At 67.4% G+C, this 18412-nt stretch carries 20 protein-coding genes; 12 read left to right on the forward strand and 8 right to left on the reverse strand.

Features of this window, described 5'->3' with window-relative positions; genetic code table 11:
- Positions 1-106: 106 nt before the first annotated feature.
- The 4 genes from rpsD to murI all read right to left on the reverse strand — a co-directional run bounded on the left by rpsD (position 107) and on the right by murI (position 3586).
- Positions 107-724, reverse strand: a complete 618-nt coding sequence (rpsD, locus tag QW887_RS12520) for a 30S ribosomal protein S4 (protein WP_011925811.1) — start codon at positions 722-724, stop codon at positions 107-109.
- Between the two features lie 212 nt (positions 725-936).
- Positions 937-1761 carry an acyltransferase gene (locus QW887_RS12525; RefSeq protein ID WP_315826301.1) on the reverse strand — a complete coding sequence of 275 codons (825 nt, stop codon included), beginning with the start codon at positions 1759-1761 and terminating at the stop codon, positions 937-939.
- Positions 1762-2002: 241 nt separating this feature from the next.
- Complete coding sequence (locus QW887_RS12530) at positions 2003-2776, reverse strand: HpcH/HpaI aldolase family protein (RefSeq protein WP_315826300.1); 774 nt, start codon at positions 2774-2776, stop codon at positions 2003-2005.
- A 12-nt stretch (positions 2777-2788) separates the two neighbouring features.
- Complete coding sequence (murI, locus tag QW887_RS12535; protein ID WP_315826299.1) at positions 2789-3586, reverse strand: glutamate racemase; 798 nt, start codon at positions 3584-3586, stop codon at positions 2789-2791.
- Between the two features lie 1001 nt (positions 3587-4587).
- On the opposite strand from murI, the gene QW887_RS12540 reads away from it, so the two are divergent.
- From QW887_RS12540 to QW887_RS12580, 9 genes are all read left to right on the forward strand, one after another.
- Positions 4588-4917: a metalloregulator ArsR/SmtB family transcription factor gene (locus QW887_RS12540; protein WP_315714817.1), complete on the forward strand. Its 330-nt coding sequence runs from the start codon at positions 4588-4590 to the stop codon at positions 4915-4917.
- Positions 4914-5393, forward strand: a complete 480-nt coding sequence (locus tag QW887_RS12545) for an SRPBCC domain-containing protein (RefSeq protein WP_315826298.1) — start codon at positions 4914-4916, stop codon at positions 5391-5393. Before QW887_RS12540 ends, QW887_RS12545 begins: the two co-directional genes overlap by 4 nt.
- An 18-nt stretch (positions 5394-5411) precedes the next feature.
- A complete protein-coding gene (locus QW887_RS12550; RefSeq protein WP_315826297.1) occupies positions 5412-5825 on the forward strand; it encodes a GFA family protein in 414 nt (137 codons plus the stop codon).
- Positions 5826-6272: 447 nt separating this feature from the next.
- The gene (locus QW887_RS12555; protein ID WP_315714988.1) at positions 6273-6713 is read left to right on the forward strand and encodes a CopG family transcriptional regulator; all 441 of its coding nucleotides are present in this window, start codon (positions 6273-6275) and stop codon (positions 6711-6713) included.
- A gap of 4 nt (positions 6714-6717) precedes the next feature.
- Positions 6718-7965, forward strand: a complete 1248-nt coding sequence (locus QW887_RS12560; protein ID WP_315826296.1) for a PHB depolymerase family esterase — start codon at positions 6718-6720, stop codon at positions 7963-7965.
- A 192-nt stretch (positions 7966-8157) separates the two neighbouring features.
- On the forward strand, positions 8158-8430 hold the full coding sequence (locus QW887_RS12565; protein WP_315714813.1) for a hypothetical protein: 273 nt from the start codon (positions 8158-8160) through the stop codon (positions 8428-8430).
- A gap of 166 nt (positions 8431-8596) precedes the next feature.
- A complete protein-coding gene (locus QW887_RS12570) occupies positions 8597-9358 on the forward strand; it encodes an ABC transporter ATP-binding protein (protein WP_315714812.1) in 762 nt (253 codons plus the stop codon).
- Positions 9352-11718 (forward strand): ABC transporter permease, encoded by a 2367-nt coding sequence (locus QW887_RS12575; protein ID WP_316194620.1) that lies wholly within the window; start codon positions 9352-9354, stop codon positions 11716-11718. Before QW887_RS12570 ends, QW887_RS12575 begins: the two co-directional genes overlap by 7 nt.
- Positions 11719-11720: 2 nt before the next feature.
- Entirely contained in the window at positions 11721-12920 is a 1200-nt protein-coding gene (locus tag QW887_RS12580; RefSeq protein WP_315714811.1) for an efflux RND transporter periplasmic adaptor subunit, read from the forward strand.
- 25 nt (positions 12921-12945) lie between these two features.
- Here the strand turns inward: QW887_RS12580 and QW887_RS12585 are convergent, their stop codons facing one another.
- The 4 genes from QW887_RS12585 to QW887_RS12600 form a co-directional block, all read right to left on the reverse strand.
- Positions 12946-14043: a D-alanine--D-alanine ligase family protein gene (locus tag QW887_RS12585; RefSeq protein WP_315714810.1), complete on the reverse strand. Its 1098-nt coding sequence runs from the start codon at positions 14041-14043 to the stop codon at positions 12946-12948.
- Between the two features lie 116 nt (positions 14044-14159).
- The gene (locus QW887_RS12590) at positions 14160-14696 is read right to left on the reverse strand and encodes a thermonuclease family protein (protein ID WP_315714986.1); all 537 of its coding nucleotides are present in this window, start codon (positions 14694-14696) and stop codon (positions 14160-14162) included.
- A gap of 157 nt (positions 14697-14853) precedes the next feature.
- On the reverse strand, positions 14854-15039 hold the full coding sequence (locus QW887_RS12595; protein WP_315714985.1) for a hypothetical protein: 186 nt from the start codon (positions 15037-15039) through the stop codon (positions 14854-14856).
- Between the two features lie 166 nt (positions 15040-15205).
- On the reverse strand, positions 15206-15619 hold the full coding sequence (locus tag QW887_RS12600; RefSeq protein ID WP_315714984.1) for a hypothetical protein: 414 nt from the start codon (positions 15617-15619) through the stop codon (positions 15206-15208).
- 501 nt (positions 15620-16120) lie between these two features.
- Here QW887_RS12600 and QW887_RS12605 point away from each other — a divergent pair.
- The 3 genes from QW887_RS12605 to QW887_RS12615 all read left to right on the forward strand — a co-directional run bounded on the left by QW887_RS12605 (position 16121) and on the right by QW887_RS12615 (position 18353).
- Positions 16121-16975, forward strand: a complete 855-nt coding sequence (locus QW887_RS12605) for an HWE histidine kinase domain-containing protein (protein WP_315714808.1) — start codon at positions 16121-16123, stop codon at positions 16973-16975.
- Between the two features lie 25 nt (positions 16976-17000).
- A complete protein-coding gene (locus tag QW887_RS12610; protein WP_315749324.1) occupies positions 17001-17183 on the forward strand; it encodes a hypothetical protein in 183 nt (60 codons plus the stop codon).
- A gap of 153 nt (positions 17184-17336) precedes the next feature.
- Positions 17337-18353 (forward strand): NAD(P)-dependent alcohol dehydrogenase, encoded by a 1017-nt coding sequence (locus QW887_RS12615; protein ID WP_315749326.1) that lies wholly within the window; start codon positions 17337-17339, stop codon positions 18351-18353.
- The last annotated feature ends 59 nt before the right edge of the window (positions 18354-18412 follow it).

Here is an 18412-nt window from a genome sequence, read left to right on the forward strand (position 1 = left end):
GGGAATCGGTTCGCCCCATCCGAAAAGAAGCCCAAAAAGCAAAGGCCCCGGCGCATGCCAGGGCCTTCGGATTATCAGATGGGACCGGACCGCGGTCCGGTCAAGCTCAGCGCGAGTAGAACTCGACGATCAGATGCGGCTCCATCTGCACCGCGAACGGCACGTCCGACAGCGCGGGGATGCGGATGAACTTCGCGGTCATCTTGGAGTGATCGGCCTCGATGTAGTCGGGCACGTCACGCTCGGCGAGCTGGGTCGCTTCCAGCACCACGGCGAGCTGCTTGGAGGCTTCCTTGACCTCGATCACGTCGCCCGGCTTGACTTGGTAGCTCGCGATGTTGACCTTGCGGCCGTTCACCTTGATGTGGCCGTGGTTGATGAACTGGCGCGCCGCGAACATGGTCGAGACGAACTTGGCGCGGAACACGACGGTGTCGAGACGGCGCTCGAGAATGCCGATCAGGTTCTCGCCGGTGTCGCCCTTGAGACGGCCGGCCTCGACATAGATGCCGTGGAACTGGCGCTCGGAGATGTTGGCGTAGTAGCCCTTCAGCTTCTGCTTGGCGCGCAGCTGCACGCCGAAGTCCGAGAGCTTGCCCTTGCGGCGCTGGCCGTGCTGGCCGGGGCCGTATTCGCGGCGGTTGACGGGGCTCTTCGGGCGGCCCCAGATGTTCTGGCCCATGCGGCGATCGATCTTGTACTTCGCCTCACTGCGCTTAGTCATCGCGTCCTCTTCGATCAAGTTAGGGTTTGAGGAAACGCGCCCTCCTGTGTGTCCGGAAATCCGGCCCACCGACAGGCCCATCCCCAAAGCATGAAGGGAGAAGGCCACGGGTCGCGAAACGCAACGCGGGCCGAAAGCGGCCCGCGAGCAGGGGGGTCTTAGGCGAGAAAGCGCCGGTTTGTCAAACCGCAACCGCCGCTTTTGCCGACAAATCACCCTTTCGGCCCCCTCAGGATGGTCATTTTCTGCCGCGCCGCCTCGCATCCCAGGTCAGCGTCCGCCGGCCCGCGCCCGGGAACCGGGCGGCCCCGCAGCTCGGCCGCGATCTCCCCATTCAGCATCTGCTCGAGCCGGATCGCCGTCCTGGCGATCATGGCACCGTCGGTAACCCGGTGATCCCAGCGGATCAGGATGGGAATCGTCTGGTCCGGCCCGACGACGTCGTAATTGATGATGAACGGTCCCGGGCTCAGGGCGAGGAGCTGGCCGCCGCCGCAGGCCGCGACGCTGGTGACGGAGAAATTGCCGAACCAGTTGGCGCGCTGGCGGCCGAAATTCAGCCCGACCCACCAGGCGAACCGGCGCAGTGGCAACGGCAGCCGGGTCGCCCGCATGATCTTGCGGAACATGGCGACGTCCCCGACCGGCGCCTCCTTGCCCTGCCGGATCACCGCGTCGATCTCGGCCAGCGACATGGCCTCCGGCCCGGAGACGCGCTGCGGCAGCACGCAATCCTCGCCATTCTCGACCCGGGCAATGGTGACGGTGGCGACGCTGCGCGGCAGCTCGTAGAGGCAGCGCCGCGGCCACCCGGTGTAGAGCGTGCGCAGCACCGGTTCGTCGCGGGCAACCAGGGCGAACGCCTTGACGAAGATCGCGGCGAAACCGGGCGGGCGGACGGCCGCGGCGCGGGCCTCGAGCATCGGGCCGATCTGGATCGTGCGGGCCAGCGAGACGAACGGCACACCACGGGAGGCGAGCATCAGATCGATGATCAGACGGCGGTGCAGCGAAATCGGCCTGGTGGTTCCGCGCATCCTGGACCTGTCGCTCCCGTTCGTTCTGCTTGGCCTGATCCGGCTCCCCGGCGGCGGCTGCTGTTAACACCGCAGGCCGGGTTACGGAAGCGCCGTTCGAGGGCGCCGGCGAGGCGAGCGGCTTGGCCTTAGACCCCGAGGACGGCCGGCGACAGACCGAAAATCGTCTTCTTCCTCATGGTCTTCTCCCCCAAAGTTGTTTTTCGTTTGAAACATGAAGCGCGGCTCGAAACGGCGCGAATCAGCGCTTGATCCCCTCGAAGCTCGCGGCGATGCCGCGCTGGAACAAGGACCAGTCGAAGCCGAGCGCCAGCGCCACGTAACCGCGCGCGATCATCGCATTGGCCTGATCGGCCGAGCGCGCGGCGCCGCCGATCGGCACGCCTGATCTGAGGATGCCGGCCTCGGCGCGGGCGATCAGGGATTTCACTTCGGGATCATCGAGCTGGCCGCGCTTGTTGATCGAGGTGGCGAGATCGCCCGGGCCGATCACCGCGATGTCGATGCCGGGCGTGGCCATGATCTCGTCGATCCGCTCGACCGCCTCGACATGCTCGATCGTCACCATGCAGATCATGTCGTCGTCGGCGGTGGCCATGTAGTCGGCCATCGACACGTTCCAGCGGAAGGGGGCGTGGAACGGACCCCACAGGCGGTCGCCCTGGGGCGGGTAGCGCACGCTGCGGACCGCCTTCTCGGCATCAGTGCGGCTGGAAATCATCGGGAAGTTGATGCCGAGGGCGCCGAGGTCCATCGGCGCCTTGGCGAGATGCGGCTCGTTGGCGGCGATGCGCACCAGCGGCACGCAGGGCGTGCCTGCGGTGGCCGTGATCATCGCGTGCGCGGTGGAGAGATCGATCGGCCCGTGCTCGAGGTCGACGATGATCCAGTCGAGCGACTGCGCCATGATGCGCACGGTCTGGATGCTCGGGATGGTGGCGATGGCGCCGAAGGTCGGCCGCTTGTCGCGCCAGGCCTGCTTGAGGCGGTTGAGCGGTTTGGGCGCTGCGGCCATCGGCGGTCTCCGTCAGGCCGGGACGCGGCCGCCGAAATAGGGCGTGAGCGCGCGGCCGAGCTGATGTGGCTTGTTCGAGGTGAAGATCATGGTGGCGCCGCCATTGTCGGGGCCGCCGGCCGAGGGGCCCAGCAGGTCGACGACACGGCGCGCGATGGCGGGCGCGGGATCTATCCAGGTCACCGGCCAGGGCGCCAGGCGTTCGAGCCGGTCGAGCAGCAGCGGATAATGCGTGCAGGCGAGCACGACGGTGTCGGTCCGGCCCGCGGGATCGGCGGCGTCGCCCACGAAGCAAGGCGCGATCTCGGCGGCAATGGCCGCGTCGCTGACCTGGGTTCCGCTGAGCGCGGCCTCCGCCAGTGACGCGAGTTCCGGCGAGCCGACCAGCGTGACGGCGCAGCCCCGCGCGAAGTCGCGGATGAGGGCGTGGGTGTATTCGCGCTGCACCGTCGCCTTGGTGCCGAGCACGGAGACGCGCTTCGTCAGGGATTGCGCGCAGGCCGGCTTGATCGCCGGCACGGTGCCGACGAACGGCGTCGCGTAGGCCGCGCGCAGCGGCGCCAGCGTCTGCACCGAGGCGGTGTTGCAGGCGATCACGACGAGGTCCGGCTCGTGCGCGGCGATCAACTCGCCCATCAGCGGCACCACGCGGGCGATCAGCGCCGCCTCGCTGTGATGGCCGTACGGAAAGAACGCGTCGTCGGCGACATAGACGTAGTGGGCATCGGGCCGCGCCCGCACCACCTCGCGCAGCACGGACAGGCCGCCGAGGCCTGAGTCGAAGACGAGAATCGTAGGGCGATGGGTCACGCGGCGAGTCTACCGGATCGGGGAGGCGGATTCAGTCGGTTTTTCTGCGGGATTTGGCGGGAATGAGGCGCTTGGGTGTGTTCGGGCAGCGGGGGCGAAGGTTCAAAGCTGCGCATTGGGGCCACGGTGGCTGTCAAAATCTCAGTGTCATCCGGCGAACGCCGGGATCCATAACCACCGGCGGGGTTGGGCGTGCGAGCTGGACGCTCCAGCGTGCGTCACACGACCGCTGCGGAGTATGGTCCCGGGGGCGGCGCCGCGCCAACGCTGACGCGTTGCCGCAGCTTGCCCGGGACGACAGTGGAGATGGAGGCGTCATGCCGAGCGAAGCAATCCAGAGTCTCGCGACGACTCTGGATTGCTTCGTCGCTGCGCTCCTCGCAATGACGCTGAAACATGAATGACGCTGAAACATGTGCTCTCATCCTCGCGCCCGCTTCCGCGTCCGAGTGTTGCTCGTCTGATCGCCCTCTTCAGAATGAGGGCGCGGGAAAGGCCGGGTGCCGGTCGCACCCATGGCCCGCCTGCGAAAAAAATGCAGGCGGCAGGAACCACAGGTACGGGCCGGATCATCCCGGCCTTCCCCGCGCAATGGTTTGAACGGCTTATACGTGATCTCCCCGGGGATCGGCTTTCTTGCCCCCGTCGCCAGCGCGCTCGTCGTACTTGCAGCGCCGGCTTGGCATCAGCACCGGGATGCCAGGACCACACGATTTCGCCGTGCGCATCGGATCGTTCGTCGGCATGATTGCTCATGCTGCAACCCGACACGCCCACCGCATCCCGCACCCAACGTTCGTGACGATCGCGAAACGCCCCTCAATCGAGGCGGGACGCGACACCATAGCATCAAATTCTGAAAAACGGAAGAACAAAAATTCGGATTTTCGAGTGGGCGATTTAGCCGTGAGGTTGGCTCCCCTTGCCATGGCGAAATGCCAGGCGGTCTTTCCAATAATATTAGCATTGACTAATTGATTAGTGATTGCTATTGTTTTTCCATGATCCAGCCTGAACCCATCACTGCCGTCATGCGCGCGCTGGCCGATCCGACGCGGCGTGCGGTGTTCGAGCGCATCGTCGAGGCCGACGAGATCACCGTCGTCGAACTCACCCGCGGCAGCACCGTCACGCAGGGCGCGATCTCCCAGCATCTGAAATCCTTGAAACAGGCCGGCCTGGTCTGCGAGCGCCCCGAGGGCCGCAAGGTCTATTACCGCGCGGAGCCACGCGGCCTGGAGCCGCTGGCCGACTGGATGAGCCATTACGGCGCGTTCTGGCGCGACCGCTTTGCCAATCTGAGAAACCTGCTGAAGGACATCGATCCATGAACCAAGCCGTGAACGCGGATACGCGGGCCATTGTCGTCGAGAACATCTTTCCGCATGCGCCGGAGATCATCTGGAAAGCCTTGACCAACGGCGAGCTGATCGGCCGCTGGCTGATGGCGCCCAAGGGCTTTGAGCCGATCATCGGCAATCGGTTCACCTTTCAAACGACGCCGGCCGGCCAATGGGATGGCACCATTCACTGCGAGGTGCTGGAGGTCGTGCCGAACGAGCGGCTGTCCTACGCGTGGAAGGGCGGCCACGACAGCAATGTCGGCTACGGCGCGAAGCTGGAGACGGTGGTCACCTTCAGTCTTTCCAAGGCGGACACGGGCACGCGCCTTCGCCTGGTGCATTCCGGCTTCGTGCTGCCGACCAATGACACCGCCTATCGCAAGATGGGCGAGGGCTGGAAGACGGTCGTCAAGAAGCTCGATCAGATCGCCGCCGAACAGGCGTCATCGCAGCGGCCGCATTGAAACAAGCAGGAGAGCGACATGACGAAGTCCTATGCCGGCGGCTGCGCCTGCGGCGCGGTGCGTTACGAGATCACGGGCGAGCCGGCCGTGATGCTGGACTGCCAATGTCGGCAATGCCAGCGCGACAGCGGCACCGGGCATCAATCGCACCTGACCTTCGTCGCGGCGGAGGTGAGGGTCGAAGGCGAGGTGTCGCATTGGCAGACCACAGGCGACGGCGGCACCGTCAAGCGGCGCGCGTTCTGTCCGACCTGCGGCTCGCACGTTCACCTGACATTTCCCGCGATGCCCGAGGTGTTCATCGTCCCGCCGGCCAGCCTCGACGACCCCGGCCGCTACAAGCCGCAACTGGTGTCGTGGACATCAGCCGGATACGCCTGGGATCACCTCGATCCGGCGCTGCCGAAATTCGAGAAGATGCCGCCCCGGTGAGTCTTGGTGCTTGGGGCGAACGAGACGAGCATTTCCTGAGAATCGGCAATTGGCCGTGGGATGAGCTCTCGCCGTCTCCAATGCTGTCATGCTCCGCCAAAAGCGGAGCATCCAGTATTCTGCTGCAGAAGATACCGAACCGAAAAACCTCGGCGTACTGGATCGTCCGCCTTCGACGATGACCAGGGTTACGGCCCCGGGGTTACTGTGCACTACACTAACGACGGCGTGCGCGGCGGTGGGGCAGTGGCGACTGCACGCTCTATCTTGCCCCTCCGATGTTGGACCGGCCCTTTCCTCGGTTGCTGCATCGAGCCGGGCCGCGCTGGCAGGCGATAGGATCGACAGGAAGCTCGCGGCATCACCGGTTCCCTGGCGGAACATTGCGCTTGCGCCTTGAATGTCAACGGTGGGCATCCATATGCCATCCATGCACCATCCCGGTGGATGGTGGAATTGGATGCCGCTGTGCCCGACAACGTCCACCCACTCCGCGGGAAAGTCCCGGACACCGAGAAGATCACCGTCAATCTCGGCTACGTCGATCTCGGTCAGGTCGATCTGATGGTGCGGGAAGGGTTCTATTCCAACCGCACCGATTTCATCCGCACGGCGATCCGCAACCAGCTCGACCGGCACGCCGACGTGGTCAGGCAGTCGACGGTGCGCAACAGCCTGGACCTCGGCTTGCGGCATTACAGCCGCGCCGATCTCGAAGCGGCGCAGCGGGCAGGGCAGATGCTGCAAATCAACGTGCTTGGGCTTGCCACCATCGCCGCCGATGTGACGCCCGAGCTGGCCCGCGCCACCGTCGCCTCGGTCTCCGTGCTGGGCGCACTCCATGCCACCCCCGCGGTCAAGGCCGCTCTCGCCGACAGAATGAGGTAGCGCGATGCTGAACCCAGAGATCATGCGCGAAGCGACGCGCCTGACGCGGGCCGGCCAGTTGGGCGAGGCCACGGCGTTGCTGCAACGTATGCTGCGCGGCGACAGCGCACCGGCGGCAGCGGCGGATCCAGTGCGATCAGCGCCGGCGCGGCTCGCGCCCCCGACCATCGAGGGACAGGCGACGCGCGTCAGTGAGCGCGACCGGCCGTCCGCGAAGGTTGCCCCGGCGCAAGCGCGCGCCATGCAGGCCAAGCCATCGCACAAGCCATCGCAAGCCAAACCATGGCAAGCCAAGCCCGCTCAGGCGCGCCAGCGACCCGTCCGGCGCGAAGATCTCGGCGAGCTGCCGGGCTTCGGCCTGCGAGGTCCGCATCTGCGCGCGCCTTCGGCGCGCGACACCACCCCCGAAGGTGCAAGATTCGTCCAGGCCAGCTTCGGCAATGCGGCGGGACGCCGGAGCTACAAGCTGTTGATCCCCAGCAGGGCCGAGGGCCGTCAGCTTCCGCTCGTCGTCATGCTGCATGGCTGCACACAGTCGGCGGACGATTTCGCGGCCGGCACACGGATGAACTTCCTGGGCGAGGAGCAGAGCTGCCTCGTCGTCTATCCGGAGCAGCCGAGCGGTGCCAATCAGTCGAAATGCTGGAACTGGTTTCGCACCGGCGACCAGCAGCGCGAGGGCGGCGAGCCGTCGCTGATCGCGGGCATCACCCGCCAGGTGATGCGCGACCATGCTGTAGATCCCAGGCGCGTCTATGTCGCCGGCCTGTCGGCCGGAGGCGCCACGGCCGCCATCATGGCCGCGACCTATCCCGATCTCTACGCCGCGGCGGGCGTCCATTCCGGTCTCGCCTGCGGGGCCGCGCGCGATCTTCCCTCGGCGTTGATGGCGATGCGCCAAGGCGCCGGCCACACGGCGGATCGGAGATCGGCTGTGCCGACGATCGTCTTCCATGGCGATCGCGACACGACCGTGCATCCCGCCAACGGCGACCGGGTCGTTGCGCAGGCGACCGGCGCCATGCGCGGGACATCGTCGGTCGTGCACGGGCGGGTGCCTGGTGGCCATGCCTATACGCGGACGATTCTGACCGAGCCGAGCGGGAAGGTGACGTCGGAGCACTGGACCATCCACGGTGCCGCTCACGCCTGGTCCGGCGGCAGTCCGGCCGGATCCTACACCGATCCGAAAGGACCGGATGCGACGCGGGAGATGCTGCGGTTCTTCCTCGCGCAGTCACGCGCGGACTAGCAAAACGGTGGCGCCCGTGAATATGCCGGTGGCGCTGCATTCCATCGTGCGGGGGCAATACATCTGCACATCTGCGCGTCGCTGCTACCGGCAACCATGATGCATCTCCCCCGTTAAGCGGGCACGAATATCCTGGCGGGTGTCGTCCTCGGGAGGGCGCATGACCATGTCACGACCAACGCGGGTGGTCCGATGTCGCGATTCCTGAACTGGTTCTTCCGCAATCGCGCGACCGGCGAGATCACGATCGCCCAGATGCCGAACCCCGCTCTTTGGATCGTGCTGGCGGGCAGCCTCGTCGGCTGGGTCTGGCATCCGCCGGGTCAGACAGGCGCCAATCTGGATTGTCTGGTCAAAGCCAGTCTCTTCGTCTGGGCGTTCGACGAACTCCTGCGCGGCGTCAACCCCTGGCGCCGCTGCCTCGGCGCAGCCGTGCTGGTGTATGTGATCGCGACCGCGGTCTGATGGGCATCAGCGCGCTGGCCGCGTGATGATGTGGCCCGCTTGACATGCATCAACGGATGACGATCGCTGCCGACCGATGGTCGGGGATGTCATCCGATGTCGAGGATTCAGGCGTGAGACGTCTCGCACGTTCGATGCGGGCCTTTGGTGCAGGAACCGCAGCCCGATGAGTTCGGCCGTCACCAACGACGGGGGCCCCGCCGCGCCTTCTGATCGGCCCGGCGCCGCCCCGGTGTTCCGCGCGCGCAAGCTCTCGAAGACCTATCGGATGGGCGAGGTCGAGGTGCATGCGCTGCGCGATGTCGACCTCGACATCTACGAGGGGGAGCTCGTGGTGCTGCTCGGGCCGTCGGGATCGGGCAAGTCGACCCTGCTCAACATCCTCGGCGGACTGGACAGCCCGACGTCGGGCGAAGCGCAATGGCGCGATCATCAACTGGTCGGCGCCGGCGATGCCGAGCTGACGCGCTACCGGCGCGAGCATGTCGGCTTCGTGTTTCAGTTCTACAACCTGATCCCGAGTCTGACGGTGCTCGAGAACGTCGCGCTGGTCACCGAGATCGCCGACAAGCCGCTCGATCCGCTCGAGGTGCTCAAGCTCGTCGGCCTCGAGCGGCGGATCGACCACTTTCCCTCGCAGCTGTCCGGCGGCGAGCAGCAGCGCGTCGCGGTGGCCCGCGCCATGGTCAAGGCGCCCGACGTGCTGTTGTGCGACGAGCCGACCGGTGCGCTGGACTATGAGACGGGGAAGGTCGTGCTCGCCGCGATCGCGCGCGCCAACGCGCAGCTCGGGACGACCACCATCATCATCACGCACAATGCGGCGATCGCCGGCATGGCCGATCGCGTGCTCCGGCTCGGCGGCGGGCGCATCGTCGGCGAGACGCGCAATGCGCGGCGCCTCTCGGCCGATGAGGTGCGCTGGTGAGCCTGCTGGACCGCAAGCTGTGGCGCGACGTCGGCGCGATGCGCGGACAGGTGGTCACGATCGCGCTGCTGGTGGCGGCCGGTGTCGCCGTGTTCGTCGGCTCGGTCTCGACCTATTTGTCCCTGCGCGGCGGCTGCGAGCAGTTCTATGCCGACGGCCGGTTTCCGCAGATCTTCGTCACGCTGAAGCGGGCGCCGCTCGCGCTGGTGCCGCGGCTCAATTCCATTCCTGGCGTGGTCGCGGTCGAGCCGCGCATCGTGCGCGAGGTCATCGTCGATTGGCCGGCCGTCTCGCAACCGGTCTCGGCCCGCCTGGTGTCGCTGACCCACGCCGGCGATGAGCCCCTGGCGCGGTTGCATCTGCGCCGCGGCGCAGCGCCCGAGCCGGGTGCCGCCCGCAGCGCCGCGGTCAACGAGGCGTTTGCCGAGGCCAATGGCGTCAGTCCGGGTGACGACATCCGCGTGCTGCTCAATGGCCGCGTGCAGGGCTTCCGGGTTTCCGGCATCGCGTTGTCGCCGGAATATGTCTACGCGGTGAAGCCGGGATTGCCGATCCCCGACGATCGCCTCTACGCCATCCTGTGGGTCGACCGGAGCGCGGCCGAGGCCGCCTTCGACATGAAAGGGGCGTTCAACGATGCCGTGGTCGCGCTCGCTCCGGGTGTCGATCCCAAGCCCGTGATCGAGGAGCTCGACCGGCTGCTCGAGCCCTATGGCTCGATCGGCGCGATCGCGCGGCGGGATCAGCCGTCGAACCGCTTTCTCGAGGACGAGCTGAACCAGCAGAAGGTGATGTCGATCACCATCCCCATCATCTTCTTCGGTGTCGCCACGTTCCTGCTCAACGGCGCGCTCGGGCGGCTGGTCGCCGCGCAGCGCGAGCAGATCGCGGCGCTGAAGGCGCTCGGCTTTCCGACGCTGCGGCTCACCTTCCACTATCTCAAGCTGATGCTGGTCATCGTGCTGATCGGATCGGTGCTCGGCATCGCCGGCGGCGTCGGCTTCGGCCATGCCATGATCGCGAGCTATCAGGGGTTCTTCCGTCTTCCGGAGCTGCCGTTTCGGCTGGCGCCATGGGCGGCGGTGGCCGGTGTCGCGATCAGCGTCGCGGCGGGCGCGCTCGGCGTCGTCACGGCGCTTCAGGAGGTCGTCGGCCTTGCGCCGGCGGAGGCGATGCGGCCCGCGATGCCGCTGGGGTTCCGCCGCTCCTGGATCGAGCGCATCCTGCCCGGCACGGCGTTCGGCGCGCGGCGGATGATGATGCTGCGCAACGTCGCGGGGCGGCCGTTCCGTTCGCTGTTCACCATCGTCGGCATCGCCTTCGCGGTGCCGATGATGGTGCTCGGGATCTTCTGGCGCGACGCCATCGGCGAGATGATCGAGCTGCAGTTCAACCTGGTCGAGCGCGGCAACGCCACGATCACTTTCATCCATCCGATGGACCGCGCGATCCTGCGTGACCTGGCGCGCCAGCCCGGCGTGCTCGCGATCGAAGGCCAGCGCATCGTTCCGGTGCGCCTGCGGGCCGGGCACCAGAGCTACCTCACCTCGGTGATCGGACTGGCGGCCACCGACGAGCTGCGGCGACCGCACGATTCCGCGCGTCGTCCGATCGTCGCGGCGCCCGATGGCATCACGCTGACCCGACGCCTTGCCGAGCGCCTGGCGCTGAGCGCAGGGCAGGTCGTGACGGTGGAGGCGATGGAAGGCCACCGCCGGCGGCGCGACCTGCCGGTGAGCGCCATCGTCGACGAGGCGATCGGCATGGCGTCCTACATGGACATCGACACGCTCAACCGCTTCACCGGCGAAGGCGCGGTGATCTCGGCGGCGAGCCTCCAGGTCGAGCCGGCGGCGCTGGCTGCGCTCGGCGCGAGGTTCAAGAGCATGCCGAAAATCGAATCCGTGACGATGAAGGCCTACACCCTCGCATCCTTCATCGAGAAGATCGCGGGCCTCGTGTTCGTCACCGCCGGCATCCTCGCCGGCTTCGCCGCGATCATCACCGCGGGCGTGGTCTACAACAGCGCCCGCATCAGCCTGCAGGAGCGCGCCTGGGAGCTCGCGAGCCTGCGGGTGCTGGGCTTCACTCGCGGCGAGGTCGCGGGCATCCTGTTCGGCGAGTTCGCGCTGGACATCGCGGTCGGGATTCCGCTCGGCCTGTGGCTGTCGCACGCCATCATCGGGCTGATCGCGCGCCTGCATTCCAGCGAGAGCTTCCAGATCCCGGGCGTGATCGCGCCGCAGACCTACCTGATCGCGACAGCGGTGGTCTTGGCCAGCGCCGCGATCAGCGCCATCATCGTCCGCAGGAGGGTGGATCAGCTCGATCTGGTCGCGGCCCTCAAGACCAGGGAATGAGCATGCCACCCGTTTTGCGCCGCGTCGTCATCGTATCGAGCGTTCTGGCGGCGGCCGCCGTCATCGCCTGGATGATGATGCCGGGCCCCGTCCCGGTGGAGACGGCCGCGGTGACGAAAGGGCGGTTCGTTGCCACCGTCGAGGACGACGGCAAGACGCGGGTGCGCCAGCGCTACGTCGTGGCCGCGCCGCTCGCCGGCCGTCTCGGCCGCATCCGCTTCAAGGCCGGCGACCAGGTCAAGGCCGACGACGTGGTCGCCACAATCATGCCGGCGCCGGCGCCGCTGCTCGATCCGCGGGCCCGCCGCGAGGTCGAGGAGCTGCTCGGTGCGGCAGAGGCCAATGTCGAGCGCGCCAAGGAGGTAGTGGCCCGAGCGCAGGCGCAGAGCGCGCAGGCGAGCGCCGATCTGGCGCGTACCACGGCCCTGGCCGCCAGCGGAGCCGCGACGGCGCAGGCGCGGGAGCGCGCCGAGCTCGCGATGCGGATTGCCGAACGTGACCTGCGCGCCGCCGAATATGCCGACCATGCCGCCGAGCACGAGCTCAGCCAGCTCAGGGCGATGCTGGCGCGCTACGGGAGCAAGACCGATGCCGACGCGCCGGCGGATAGCTGGAGCGTGACCGCGCCGGTCGGCGGGCTGGTGCTGAAAGTGATCCAGGAAAGCGAGACGACGGTGCAGCCAGGCGCGGCGCTGCTCGAGCTCGGCGATCCCCGTGATCTCGAAGTGGTCATCGACGTGCTGAGCACCGACGCGGTCGAGATCCGTCCCGGCGCCGAGGTCACGATCGATCGCTGGGGCGGGGCAGGCCGCCTGTCGGGCCGGGTTCGCCGGGTCGAGCCGGCGGCTTTCACGAAGATCTCCACGCTCGGCGTCGAGGAGCAGCGGGTCAACGTGCTGATCGACATCGTCTCGCCGGCCGAGCAATGGCAGCGGCTCGGCGATGCCTATCAGCTCGATGCGCAGATCGTCGTCTTCACGCAGGAGGATGCGACCATCGTTCCGACCGGCGCGCTGTTCAAGCGCGGTGACGACTGGTCGGTGTTCGCGCTGAAGGATGGGCGCGCCGAGTTGCGCACCGTCCGGCTCATCCGGCGCTCGGGCCGGTTCGCCGCCGTGGCCGACGGCGTCGCCAGCGGCGATGTCGTGATCATCTATCCCAGTGACCGGGTCGCCGCCGGCGTCAAGGTGGCGCCGCGCTGACCTGCGGCGGCCGCAGACGCGTTCCTCAGCGCTGCGACGCCAGTTGCCTGAGCCGGGCATGGCGCGCCAGCGCGTGTGCGATCAGGCTGTCCATCAGCGCCGGCTGGGGCAGGCCGGTGGCCTCCCACATCTTCGGGTACATGCTGATGTTGGTGAAGCCCGGCAGGGTGTTCACCTCGTTGACGTAGACCTCCTCGCCGCGGACGAAGAAGTCGACGCGCGCGAGACTCTCGCAGCAGAGCACGCCGAACACCTCGGTGGCCATTTTGCGGATGCGCGCGGCGAGAGCGGGTTCGACCTGCGCCGGGACGTGCAGCGAGGCGCCCTTGGCATCGGTGTATTTGGCCTCATAGGAATAGAAGCCGTGGCTGTCGGCGGGCACGATCTCGCCGAGCTCGGAGGCGGCGACCTCGCCGTCGGCATGCTCCAGCACCGCGCATTCGATCTCGCGCACCGGGCTGATGCAGCGCTCGATCAGGATCTTCAGGTCGAAGCGCAGCGCCAGGCGGCAGGCGGCTTCGAACTCCTCGGCGTTGCGCGCCTTGGAGATGCCGACGGAGGAGCCGAGATTGGCCGGCTTGACGAACAGCTCGGATGACCCGACGGCGTCGACCGCCGCCGCATAGGTCACAGGCGACGCTTCCGTCATGGTGACGAACGGCACGATCGGCAGGCCGGCATCGCGCAGCAGGCGCTTGGCGACGTCCTTGTCCATCGCCGCCGCCGATCCCATCACGCGGCCGCCGACATAGGCGACATCGGCGAGCTCCAGCGCGCCCTGCACGGTGCCGTCCTCGCCGTTCGGACCGTGCAGCACCGGAAACACGACGTCGAAGGCGAGCTCGCGCGGGGCGCCGTCGCCGATGACCAGCGCGCGGCCCTGGCCGGCCGGCAGCAGCACGATCTGCGGGCCGTCAGCGGGTACGGTCAGCGCCGCGCCCGTGCCGTCATTCGCAGCGTCGGCGAGCACCCAGCGTCCGTCGGTGGTGATGCCGATCAGCGTGACGGCGTAGCGACCGGCATCGAGCGAGCGGACGATGTTGGCCGCCGAGGCCCGCGAGACGTCGTGCTCCGCCGAGCGCCCGCCGAACAGGATCGCCACGCGCGTCTTTGTCTCCGTCATCGTCCTCATCCAGCCCTGATCTCTGCGATGCGCGACCGTACAGCCAGAGGCCAACGCGTGGCAATTGAGGTGTTGTGTCGGGTGTGGTGGAAGGCGACGTCGTCATGCGGCGGCGCTCACCGCCAGCCGATCCCGCCGTCCGAGCACACCGACGTCGTACCGCCGGCATGCATGCAGCTCCGATAGAGCGGCGGCGCGATGAAGCGGCCCGACCAGATGCCGCGGCCGGCGCGGCGGGCGGCGCGCTGATCGGCGGTGTAAACGCCGCGCGAATATTGCGGCTCCTCGACCGCAAGCCCGCGCGACACCATGAACTGGCCGAGATCCGTCGCGCCGGCGGCGCAACGCGCGACGATGCGGCCGTAGCGATCGCCATCGACCGGCAGGCAGCGCAGAACCTTGCTGCGCGTGAACGCGTCCAGCGTGTTGGCGGCCAGCGCGCCGCAGCGATATGGCTTGCGGTCGCGGCCGCGGCAGAGCTGCGCGCTTTCGGGCGCGTCGATGCCCCACAGGCGAATCCGTTCGCCGTGAATGTCCAGCGTGTCGCCATCGACGATGCTGACGCGGCCGACGAGCTCAGCGGCTGTGGCGGGGAAAGCGAGGAGAAGCGGCAGAACGAGGCAGGCGAGACGGGGGAGGAGACGTCGCAAGATCGGCACCTGTGGCGCTGAGAGGGGCGTGATCGCTCGCTGCGCGAATCGATCGCGGATCATCCCGATCTATAGCGAATGGGAGGTGCGCGATTGTGTGGCGAGCACCGCAACAGCAGCGGAGCGCAATCGGCGCAGTTCGTCCGGCGAGCGTCGCGGTTCAGCGCAGGCTCGCATTCTCTGCGTGCCCATCGCGTGCGCGCGCCGCGTGCTCGACCTCGGCGGCGAGCATGCTCAGATGCTCGGCCAGGCGCGCGAACAGCTCGCGCTTGTCGCGGTCGGTGGCGAGATCACGAATGAGGGCGCATTCCGCTGCGTCGGCCCGCAGCTTGTCCGGCTGGGTCATCAACTCTGACATGTTCCGCTTCCCTGCCGCGCCGGCAAGTTTTCGAAACAACGGATCGTCATGATTGTTCCGGGTGTCCATGCATTTTTTCGAGCGGCGCCGTCAGCGCCTGATCGGAGTACCTCTATGGGGATGCGAGATGACGCGACGCTCGGCATTCGACTGTCTATCGTTCACCGGGCCACCATGTCGAGGCCGGATGCGCGGCCGAGATCTTGGTCTCGCGCAATGCCACCAGCGCGCTGCGCTTGTAGGGACGACCGCGCAGCCGCGAGCAGTCCTGGCAGCGCATGTAGCGCTCGAGTTCATGGATTGGCGTCGTCTTGGCGCGCCTGATGATGTCGAGCGCAACGGTCTGATTTGTGTCGCAGCCGAGGCAGCGCACTTCGAGATAGTAATAGCCCGCGTTGAGCGCGTCGCCGAGCAGCGGCGACGGCTGCGCCGGTCCCTTGTAGCCGAGCATCCGCTTGTTCCAGGCGTCGCAGGCCAGACGATCCGCTTCCTTGCGCGCGCGCGCGGCCTGCTCCTGCGCGATGCGGATGCCGGCACCGTAGAGTCTCTCGCGCGATTTCGTCGTCATGACCGCCATGATCGACGCTGCGGCGCTCAGCGGCAAGCCGCTAGGGTTAGCGCAGCAAGAGGCGCCGGATACAAGCTCTCTCGCGTGCAGCGTTCCGATACCGTTGTCTTTCAGTTCATCGGCGCAGCCGGCGACGAGCTCATCATGCAACGTCCAGCATTCGTGCTGCGCCGACGCGACGCGGAGTAGCACTGATGGTGTCGAGCAGAGGCGCTGGGGGCGCAGGGGCCATGTAGTCACGCTTGCCGGTGGCGGCGCAGCGGTCGCTTTCTCCCACCACGCGGCATGATGCGTTCCGTCTGGCGCAACAGGGCCGTCGAACGCAACGGCGCGGCAAAAGTTCCTAAAATTTTTGCGCCCATGCGGCAGTTGCTTCAGCTTGTTCCTGCAGGCGTCCGGCGATAGACCTTGCGCTCGGGGTCAATCGTGCGCGCGGGTCGGAGTTTCTCAGATTGGATCGTTCGGGGCAGACAGTGGTCGGCGACCACGTTTCTGCTCACCATGCTCGCCGTCGCGATTTCGACCGCGGGCCGGATCGGGCTGGACTATGCCGGCGCGACGCTGCCCTACGCGACGTTCTACCCTGCGGTGGTGTTCGCCGCGCTGCTCGGCGGCATTCCCGCGGCCATTTTTGCCGCCTGGCTGTCTGCCACCGTGGTGCTCGTCGGCTTCACCGATCGTCCCGATCATGCCGAGGCGATCAACCTCGTCGGATTCCTGAGCACCGCGGCGCTGATCATCTGGCTCGGGCATCTCTGTCGCGGCGCGCTGATGGAGCTGAAGCGCAGCGAGCATGCGCGCGAGTTGCTGCTCGGCGAGCTGAGACATCGCGTGAACAATCAGCTCGCGTTGTTTCAGGCGATCGTCAGATCGAGCCTGTCGGGCGAGGATCGCGCCAAAGGGGAAGCGATCGCGCTGCGGCTCGACGCCGTCGCGCGCGCCAACAGTCTCGCCTGGTCGGACCACCGCCTGATGACCTTGCGCATGCTGCTCGACGTCGAGCTGCAGCCGTATCGCGCCTCCGGCGCCGTGACGGTGGACGGCCCGGACATGCCGTTGGGACCGGAAGCGGTGCGTAATCTCGCGCTGGTGTTCCACGAACTTGCGACCAACGCCGTCAAATACGGCGCGCTGCGCGGCCAGGGTGGACGACTCGAGGTCCAGATCGCGCAGGAGGGCGGCCGCGGCAGCGTGGCCTGGCGCGAGCTCGGTCCGCACCCGATCGAGCCGCCCGGGAAAGAGGGCTTCGGCACGCGCATGATCCGTGCGAGCCTTGCGGCGATCGGCGGCAGCATCGAGCAGGATTATCGCGACGAAGGTCTGGTCTGCCGGATCAGGTTCGACGCGGCGATGTGAAGGCCCGGTTCCTCGCAGGCGTCGCATGTCTCGCGGCGCGTGGCATGGCTGCGATGCGAAACGCGCAGCGGCGTTGCTGCGTATGTGTTCGATGGAACGGCGCGACATGCTGCTGCTGGCTGGATTGCTGCTGCTGGCACTCACCATTACCTGGGTTGGCACGGAATATGTGCTGAACCATGTCGTGATCCCGCTGATCGATGACTGAGAGCCGGCGGCGCCGCGACCATCGGATTTGCGTTGCGTTCGCGTTGTCTGTCCGCCGCGCGGAACGAGGCTCGGCTTGATCGCCGGCACGAAACGCTTCACCATTCCCGGCAGAACAACGAAGCGGCGACGCCGCTTGGGCGGGAGACATCGGATGCAATGTTACGAGCTGCAGGGGCCCGGCGGAATCGATGCGCTGGCGCTGGTCGACAAGCCCGTGCCGCAGCCGGGGAGGGGCGAGGTGCTGGTGCGGCTGACGGCGGCGAGCATCAACTATCGTGACCTGATCACGGTGAGGGGCGGCTACGGCTCGCGGCAGAAATTTCCGCTGGTGCCGCTGTCCGACGGCGCAGGCGTGGTCGAGGCGGTCGGTGAGGGCGTCACAGCATTCGCGACCGGCGACCGAGTCATCGGCAGCTTCTTCGAGAGCTGGACCGGCGGCGAGCCGAGCGAAGCGAAGATGCGTGCGGCGCTGGGCGGCGCCGTCGACGGCACGTTGACGGAGTATCGGGTGTTTCCCATGCACGCGCTGGTGCGGACGCCGGCGCATCTCACCGACGTCGAGGCCGCGACATTGCCGTGCGCCGGCGTCACCGCCTGGAGCGCGGTGATCAAGCTCGGCGGCATCAGGCCCGGCCACACCGTGCTGACGCAAGGCAGCGGCGGCGTCTCGATCTTTGCGCTGCTGATCGCGAAGATGGCCGGCGCGCGGGTGATCGCGACGTCGTCGAGTGAAGCCAAGATCGCGCGGCTGACGGCGCTCGGCGCCGATGTCACGCTGAACTACAAGCAGGTGCCGGATTGGGGCAAGAAGGCGCGCGAGATCACCGGGCAGGGCGTCGATCTCGTGGTCGAGGTCGGCGGCGTCGGCACCTTGAACGAGTCGATCCGCGCCACCCGGATCGGCGGCACCATCGCCTTCATCGGCGTGCTCGCCGGTGCGCCGGCCTCGGAGCTGCGGCTGCCGCTGATGGTGATGCAGCAGCAGCGGCTGCAGGGCGTCACGGTCGGCTCGGTCGACGATCTCCAGGCGCTGGCGAACGCGCTGACGCTGCATCAGGTGAAGCCGGTGGTCGACCGCGTGTTTCCGTTCAGCGAGGCGCGCGAGGCGTTCCACTACATGGCGAGCGGCGCGCATCTCGGCAAGGTGACGATCGCGATCGGGGGATGAGTGACCACGCTGCTGTCGGCGACTGCGTCATCGAAGCAGGGCAGCACTCTTAGCCTCAC

It is taken from the genome of Bradyrhizobium sp. SZCCHNRI3052, assembly GCF_032484895.1.
Classification (GTDB): Bacteria; Pseudomonadota; Alphaproteobacteria; order Rhizobiales; family Xanthobacteraceae; genus Bradyrhizobium.